General features: G+C 58.8%; 6 protein-coding genes and 1 pseudogene. 5 read left to right on the top strand and 2 right to left on the bottom strand.

Annotation, left to right across the window (positions count from 1 at the left end; translation table 11 throughout):
- The 5 genes and pseudogenes from PSV43_RS01865 to PSV43_RS01845 all read left to right on the top strand — a co-directional run.
- Nucleotides 1-409 (top strand): annotated as a pseudogene (locus PSV43_RS01865) (hypothetical protein); the annotation flags it as partial.
- 215 nt (nt 410-624) lie between these two features.
- Nucleotides 625-1,659, top strand: coding sequence for a hypothetical protein (locus tag PSV43_RS01860; protein WP_300193094.1), 1,035 nt, complete (start codon nt 625-627; stop codon nt 1,657-1,659).
- 40 nt (nt 1,660-1,699) lie between these two features.
- Nucleotides 1,700-2,965 carry a hypothetical protein gene (locus PSV43_RS01855; protein ID WP_300193093.1) on the top strand — a complete coding sequence of 422 codons (1,266 nt, stop codon included), beginning with the start codon at nt 1,700-1,702 and terminating at the stop codon, nt 2,963-2,965.
- Between the two features lie 211 nt (nt 2,966-3,176).
- On the top strand, nt 3,177-5,411 hold the full coding sequence (locus PSV43_RS01850) for a S9 family peptidase (protein WP_300193091.1): 2,235 nt from the start codon (nt 3,177-3,179) through the stop codon (nt 5,409-5,411).
- 65 nt (nt 5,412-5,476) lie between these two features.
- Nucleotides 5,477-5,953, top strand: coding sequence for a hypothetical protein (locus PSV43_RS01845; RefSeq protein WP_300193089.1), 477 nt, complete (start codon nt 5,477-5,479; stop codon nt 5,951-5,953).
- Nucleotides 5,954-5,981: 28 nt separating this feature from the next.
- On the opposite strand, the gene prfA is transcribed toward PSV43_RS01845, so the two are convergent.
- Both prfA and rpmE read right to left on the bottom strand, forming a co-directional pair.
- On the bottom strand, nt 5,982-7,061 hold the full coding sequence (gene prfA, locus PSV43_RS01840; RefSeq protein ID WP_300193087.1) for a peptide chain release factor 1: 1,080 nt from the start codon (nt 7,059-7,061) through the stop codon (nt 5,982-5,984).
- A gap of 90 nt (nt 7,062-7,151) precedes the next feature.
- Nucleotides 7,152-7,424, bottom strand: a complete 273-nt coding sequence (rpmE, locus tag PSV43_RS01835; protein ID WP_300193085.1) for a 50S ribosomal protein L31 — start codon at nt 7,422-7,424, stop codon at nt 7,152-7,154.
- Nucleotides 7,425-7,639: the final 215 nt, after the last annotated feature.

Genomic DNA, 7,639 nt, shown 5'->3' with positions numbered 1-7,639 from the left:
CACCAACTACGACACCTTCGCCATCGAGCAGTTCAGCTACTTCCTCACCCGGCTCTCGGAGACCAAGGACCTCAATGGCAATACCTTGCTAGGCTCCACCATGGCGCTCTTTGGCAGCGGCATGTCCTACGGTCACAGCCATGGCAACGCCAATCTCCCTCTGGTACTCGCCGGTGGCTCGGACCTCGGTCTGAAACATGGGCAGCATCTGGATTTCAACAAACAGGCTGCAGGATTTCAAGGCTACGCGCTCGGCGCAGACGGGGCGCTCACCACCGCGCACTACCAGCTCTGCAGCCGCCCCGCGAACACGGACGCCCACATGAGCAACCTGCTGCTCCTCATGGCCCAGCGCATGGGTGTGGAGACAGACACGTTTGCGGACAGCAACAAGGTGATCGCACTATGAAATGCTTCTTACTGTTTCTTAGTGCTTCGTTTCTGACTCTTGGCGTATGCACAGCAGAGGAGCCGTTCCGACCGGAGACGGGAAAGTTTCCCCCTTTGGAAAAGGCACACTCCTACCGGGGTGAACTCGTGTTCGTGGATCATGCGAACCGACGGGGCAGCCTTCGCGTGGCAGGGGCGGGAACATATTTCCGAAACGCCCCGCACCCATTTGCCATGCTTCCTTATGGTATTGTTCGGTATCATGGAGCACAGGCGGATCTGCGGGACATCCCGCTCGGCACCGTCATGCACGTGCGGGCCTTTCTTCCGCCAGACCCGAAGATTTCCGCCGTGCCCGTGCTGCCGGTCGATAACCGTGAGAAAACCGCAGGCTACAGCGGTGCCGGCATTGAACCCGCCGAGAACCACGTCCTCCTGCTCGAAGACGAACCCAGCCACTGCCTGCGCGAGGGACGGGTCTGGAAGCTGAAAGAACTGGAGATCAAGAACAACGAAGGAATGATCATCGCCAGCTGCGAACCCAAGGCCGGCGAAGACAGCAAGGCCAGCGAGGAAAAGCTGACCTTCGACGCCGCCACCCGCATCTGGCGCGGACGCGAATCCCTGATGGTCAGCGACTTGATCACCGAAGGCGTGTGGCCTGCCAGCGGCAAGAAATCACTCGGCGGCCAGGCCGTCCTGCTCGGCATCACCTGGAAGCCCACGCCAGATGGCATCTTCACCCGCTTCCACATCTCGGACATCTGGCTGGATGAGACGGCCACACAACGTGCTGCTCAAATTCAAACCGAGGTTCACAAGGCCTTCATCCGCAGCCGCTGGATGCCCGCCTGGGTGGATGCTGTGGAGTATGGCAAGTTCGGTCGCGCCACCGTGACCGCGACCTTGTTCGGCGGTATGGACGCCTCCCTCTACGCCGATTTCCAGAAAGACAGCCAAGTGCTGATGAATGGCGCCGAGAATACCCTGAAGCATGCAGGCGGCAATTACGGCCCCGCACACATGGCCTCCAAAGGTGCCATCCTTGATGTCACAAAGGCGGCTGGAGATGTCCCTCTGGGCAGCAGCGGCATCCAAATCCAATTTGAGACCGACCTCGTCATCGAAGGCATTCGCGCTGCGCGAGTCGTTCGCGTCCGTCCTGCGAGCTGGCCTCAGGTGCAAGTCCCCCGTGAGGAATACCTGGGTGATGGCAACTTCAGTCACGAAGACCGTTTCCCGACCCCGGCCATCTTTCCCAAATACTGACCTCGTTGGAGTATTTGAACTTCCATCATTCCGTTCCCTGATGAAACCTGTTGTCATCCTGCTTACTTTGCTTTGGTGCGTGTTCACTACCGTCGCGCCTGCTGCAGACGAGCCATTCCGGCCTGAGGCGGGAAAGTTTCCGCCTTTGGAAAAAGCACACTCCTACCGGGGGGAACTGGTGTTTGTGGACCATGCGAATCGCCGGGGCAGCCTGCGCGTGGAAGGGAATGGCGTGTTTCGCCGGAATGATCCGCAACCTTTCGCGATGCTACCCTATGGTATGGTATGCTATCACGGCGCGCCGGCGGATCTGCGGGACATCCCGCTCGGCACCGTCATGCACGTGCGGGCTTACCTTCCCCCGGACCCGAAGATTTCCGCTGTGCCGGTGCTGCTGGTCAACAACAAGGATAAAGACGCGGACCACAGACGTGGCGTGGGTGTTGCACCTGCCGAGAACCACGTGCTCCTCCTTGAAGACGAGCCCAGCCATTGCCTGCGCGAGAGCAAGGTCTGGAAACTGAAGGAAGTGGATCTCAAAAACAATGAGGGGATGATCGTCGCCAGTCGCGAAGCCAAGGCAGGCGGAGACGGCAAGGCCAGTGAGGAAAATCTGACCTTTGATGCGGCCACCCGCATCTGGCGAGGTCGCGAATGCCTGACGCCCGAAGAACTGGTGAAGGATGGAGTCTGGCCTGCCAGAGGGAAGAAATCTCTCAGCGGCCAGGCAGTCCTGCTCGGGATCACCTGGAAGCCGACGCCGGGTGGTGTGTTCACGCGCTTCCACATCTCGGACATCTGGCTGGATGATGCCTCCATGCAACGCGCCGCTCATAACCAGACCGAAACGCACAAGACTTTCATTCGCAACCGTTGGGTGCCCGCGTGGGTGGATGCCGTCGAGTATGGCAAGTTCGGTCGCGCGACGGTGACAGTGACTTTGTTCGGCGGCATGGCCCCATCCCTCTACGCCGATTTTAAAAAAGGCATCCCGGCTCTGATGAATGGAGTGGAGAACACGCTGAAGCATACCGAAGGGGGCACCGCTGGCCCTGCGCAAATGGCCGCACGAGGTACCATCCTCGACGTTACGAAGACAGCCGGAGATGCTCCGCTCGGCAGTAGCGGCATCCAGATCCGTTATGAGACGGATATGATCACCGAAGGCATGCGCCCGACCCGGATTGTCCGCATCCGTCCCTCGGGCTGGCCAGATGCCCACATGCCGCGGGAGGAGTATCTTGACAGTGGGAAGTTCAGCCTTGAAGACCGCTTCCCGACGCCTGCTATTTTCCCCAAATACTGATGCCTTCTTGGGTCTTGGTTCGAGATAGGTTGGACGGCACGTTGTGCCTTGTCAGGGGGGCTTCTGCATGAAGTCCGGCAAGATCATTTACGTCCGCGACAAGCAGAAGTGATGCTCCGGGGCAATCTAGCGGCATGTGCTGCACGAGCCCAATTCAACGATTGAAGCACCGCATTCAATGATGCTAACTGGCTGCTTTATGAGCCACCCCATGCTTTGTCTTCTGCTTGCAGCCCTGCACAGCATGACACCCGCCTATGCAGCTGCTGATCTTCCAAAGCTCACATTGGACTCCATCTTCACTGCGGAGGAGTTTAAGGAGGAAAAGCTGGAGACGTTGCGTTGGAGCAAGAAGGGTGCGTATTACTTTTCCCTCGAATCAACAGGCAAGGACAAGGATGGTAAAGACCTTCCAAGCAAAGATCTCGTCCGTCATGACATTGCCACGGGCATCCAGACGATCATCGCTTCAGCGAAAACTCTGACTGCTCCGGGTGCGAAGAAGCCTCTGAGCGTGGACAGTTTCGAGTTCTCGCCGGACGAGTCGCAGGTGCTGCTGTTTGCCAACACGCGCAAGGTGTGGCGCAAGAATACTCGTGGTGACTACTGGCTGCTGAATTTGGCGGGTCAGACTCTGCGCAAGCTCGGCGGAGATGCCGCGCTTGCGACGCTGATGTTTGCCAAGTTTTCACCTGATGGCCATCGCGTGGCCTATGTGCACAAGAACAACCTGCACGTGCAAAGTCTGGCGGACATGAAGATCACCGCGGTGACGGCGGACGGCTCCGCCACACTCATCAATGGCGGTTCCGACTGGGTGAATGAAGAAGAACTGGACCTGCGTGATGGTTTTCGCTGGAGCCCCGACAGTGCGCGTCTGTTGTTCTGGCAGTTCAATACCCAAGACGTGAAGCGCTTCACTCTGGTGAATCATGCCGATGGCCGCTACCCACGCGTCACCACTTTCCCGTATCCCAAGGCCGGCGAAAAGAACTCCGCCACCCGTCTCGGTGTGGTCTCTGCAGAAGGTGGCGAAGTCACATGGCTGAATGTGCCCGGAGATCCGCGCGAGCACTACCTGCCTCATGCGGAATGGACGCCGGATGGCAAGGCGGTGCTGCTGCAGCAGTTCAACCGCCTGCAAAACACCTTGCGCGTCATGCGTGCAGATCCTGCGACGGGTGCGACGCAGACCGTGCTCACGGAGACGGACAAGGCCTGGGTGGAAAACAAGAACACCTTTCGCTGGATCGGAGATGATTTCCTCTGGCTCAGCGAGCGCAGCGGATGGCGCCACGCCTATCGTGTGAGCATGGCAGGTGAGGTGAGGCCCATCACGCAGGGGGAGTTTGATGTCATTGAAGTCAGGCTGGTCGAGGCCAATGGGGGCTGGCTGTACTATTACGCCTCTCCATCCAATGCCACGCAGCGGTATCTGTATCGCATCAGACTCAGCGGAGGTGAGCCGGAGCGGCTCTCGCCTGCTGATCAGCCGGGCTCGCACGGCTATGACATGACGGAAGATGCGCAATGGGCTGTGCACACGCATTCGACCGCGATCTCGCCACCGGTGATCCAGCTTGTTTCTCTGCCTGACCACAAAACGATTCGTGTGCTCAAGTTGCAGAAGATGCTGTTGGAAAAACTGGCCGCGCTGAAGCTGCCGAAGGTGGAGTTCTTGCGCGTGGACATTGGCGGTGGCATCTTCTGTGACGCGTTGTGCATCACCGCGCAGGATATGGACAAGTCTCGCGCGCACCCGCTGCTGATGCATGTCTATGGCGAGCCCGCCGGGCAGACCGTGCGCGATGTCTGGAGCGGGCAGCGCGGGCTCTGGCACTGGATGCTGGCTCAGCATGGCTATGTGGTCGCCAGCGTGGACACACGCGGCACCCCCAGTCCGCGCGGCCGCGACTGGCGCAAGAGCGTCCATCTGCAGCTTGGCATCATGAACTCGAAAGAAGAGGCGGAGGCCACGAAGGCCTTGCTGGCACGTTTTCCTTTTCTTGACCGGCAGCGTGTGGGCATCTGGGGCTGGAGTGGTGGCGGCAGCAGCAGTCTGGACGCCATCTTCCGCTACCCGGATCTTTATCAGACGGCCATAGCCGTGGCGCCCGTGCCAGATCGCGGGCTCTATGACAGTATTTACGAGGAACGCTACATGGGGCTGCCGAAAGCCAATGCGGAAGGCTATCGGCTTGGCTCTCCCATCACTCATGCCAGTGCTTTAAAAGGGAATCTGCTCATCGTGCACGGCACGGGCGATGACAATGTGCATTACCAAGGGACTGAGAAGCTCATCAACGAACTCGTTGCGCAGAACAAACGCTTCACCGTTATGCCCTATCCCAACCGTGACCACGCCATCAATACCGGCGAGGGCACGCAGAGGCATTTGTATGAACTGATGACAAACTACCTGCATCGATACCTGCCGCTGAACTGAGATGATGGTGCCGCCGCATTTCAGAAGAAGGTTGAATGTCGAAGGGGAATGCTGAAGGTGAAAGCATGAATGAGACTTTTTTGCCTGCCGCCACGCTGCAACGAATGAGGATGGTCTTCATGGGTGCGCTGCTTGTCTGTCTATGCAGTTGCATGCAGGAACAGCATGCCGATCAGGGATCAACGTTTCACAAGGGGCTGCAACGGGATGCGTGGAGGACGCTGTCGTCTTATGATGAAGCTGTGCTGAAGCATCGCGAAACATTCAGGAGAGAAATCCCGCCGACGTACTGGGATCTAGGCATCCAGCGTCTGCACCCGGTCAAGGTGTATACCCACCGGGGAAACCTTGTGGTTGTCCAAAGCGTGACGGATGGCGTGGAGCATGGGAAGTACATCGACCTGCCTGTCGCGCGCTTCCATCCTGTCTCCGCGTGGTTTTCAAACAAGCACGTTGTGAACGGTTTTGTCTTTCGCCCTGCACGCGGAACTGCCGTGTTCAATTTCACGCGCACGGCAGTGCGCGAGTACTCCAGGAAATGAGCATGCCGTCGGCGGCCCTGTTTGGTGTTTACGACAGCCCTGCTTCGGCGAGACGTTCTTTGAGATCGCTGGCCAGAAGTGACTGTAGGATACCCTCGACACGGCCTTCCATGAACTGATCGAGGTTATAGAGCGTCAGATCAATGCGGTGATCGGTCACGCGGTTCTGCGGGTAGTTGTAGGTGCGGATTTTTTCTTCACGCCCGCCGCTGCCAATGAGGTTTTTGCGGTTGGCGGAATACTTGGCGGCTTCTTCCTGCTGCTTCTTTTCCAGCAGGCGTGAGCGCAGAATGCTGAGGGCCTTTTCCTTGTTCTTGATCTGGCTGCGGCCGTCCTGGCAGCGCACGATGGTACCGGTGGGAATGTGCAGCACCTGCACGGCGGAGTCAGTGGTGTTCACGCCCTGGCCACCTGCACCGGAGGAGCGGCAGACTTCGATGCGGACTTCATCGGACTTGAGTTCGAAATCGACTTCTTCAGCCTCGGGCATCACGGCCACGGTGGCAGCGGAGGTGTGGATGCGGCCCTGCGCTTCGGTGGCGGGTACGCGCTGCACTCGGTGCACACCGCTTTCGTATTTCATGACGCGGTAGACGTCTTCACCGCTTATTTTGACGATGACTTCCTTGAAGCCGCCGACTTCGGAGGGGCTGGTGTCGAGGGATTCGAGCTTCCAGCCACGGCCTTCTGCAAAGCGCGAGTACATGCGCAGCAGATCGGCGGCAAACAGCGAGGCTTCATCACCGCCGGTGCCGGCGCGGACTTCGAGAATGATGTCACGGCCTTCGAGTGGATCGGGCGGCAGAATCGACTCCTGGATGGCCTTTTCAAGATCGATAAGGCGCTGCTCCAAGATGGGGATTTCTGCTGCGGCCATCTCGGCGAATTCCTTGTCCTCCTGGGACTTGGCCATGACGCGGTTCTCGGCGAGCTCGATCTGAGTTTTTTCAAACGCATCCCAACTCGTGAGCAGGTTTTGCAGGCTGCGGTGTTCGCGCAGCATGTCGCCCGCCTTCTTGGCATCGTCGTAGAAATTGGGGCGGCCGATGATGTCTTCGAGGTCGGCGAAGCGGGTGCGTTTACCGGCGATGACGCCTGAGTAGTCCATGAGGGGGAAAGGGGAGGGGCAGAGACAAAAAGAAAACGGTGTCCAGCACGAGGCATGGACACCGTTTGACTAAAAGGCGGGGGCTGTGAGCTACGCTTCGGCGGCGACTTCGGCAGCAGGAGCTGCTTCGGCGGCTGCGAGCTTCGGAGCAGTGCGGCGGGCACGGACGGAACCGTAGCGCTGGGCGAACTTGTCCACACGACCGGCGGTATCAATGAAGCGCTGTTCACCGGTGAAATACGGGTGGCAGGCGGAGCAGATGCCGATACGGAGGTTTGGCACGGTCGAGATCGTGTTGTACACGGCACCGCAGGTGCAGGTGATCGTCGTCTCGGTGGTCTTGGGATGGATATTTTCTTTCATGGTGGTGGGGTTCCACGTGGTTCGGCGAGGCGCGGAATGCTGCTTTCACCGGGGCGTGGGGGAATGTACAGTAATGGATTTTGGGGAATGGTCAAGAGGAGGGGAAGACGAAATCAGAGGGAGAAAGTCAAGGGTGACGTACGGAAGGGCGAGGTGGTGGGCAGGGCTTACGCATGAAGGAGCGAGAGGATTTGGAGACGGAAGTCGGGGTCAAG

Origin of the sequence: Prosthecobacter sp. (assembly GCF_029946185.1) — a bacterium.
In the GTDB taxonomy this organism is placed as follows: Bacteria; Verrucomicrobiota; Verrucomicrobiia; order Verrucomicrobiales; family Verrucomicrobiaceae; genus Prosthecobacter.
The sequence above is the reverse complement of the archived record's forward strand: the minus strand, read 5'-3'. Positions and strand labels throughout refer to the sequence as shown.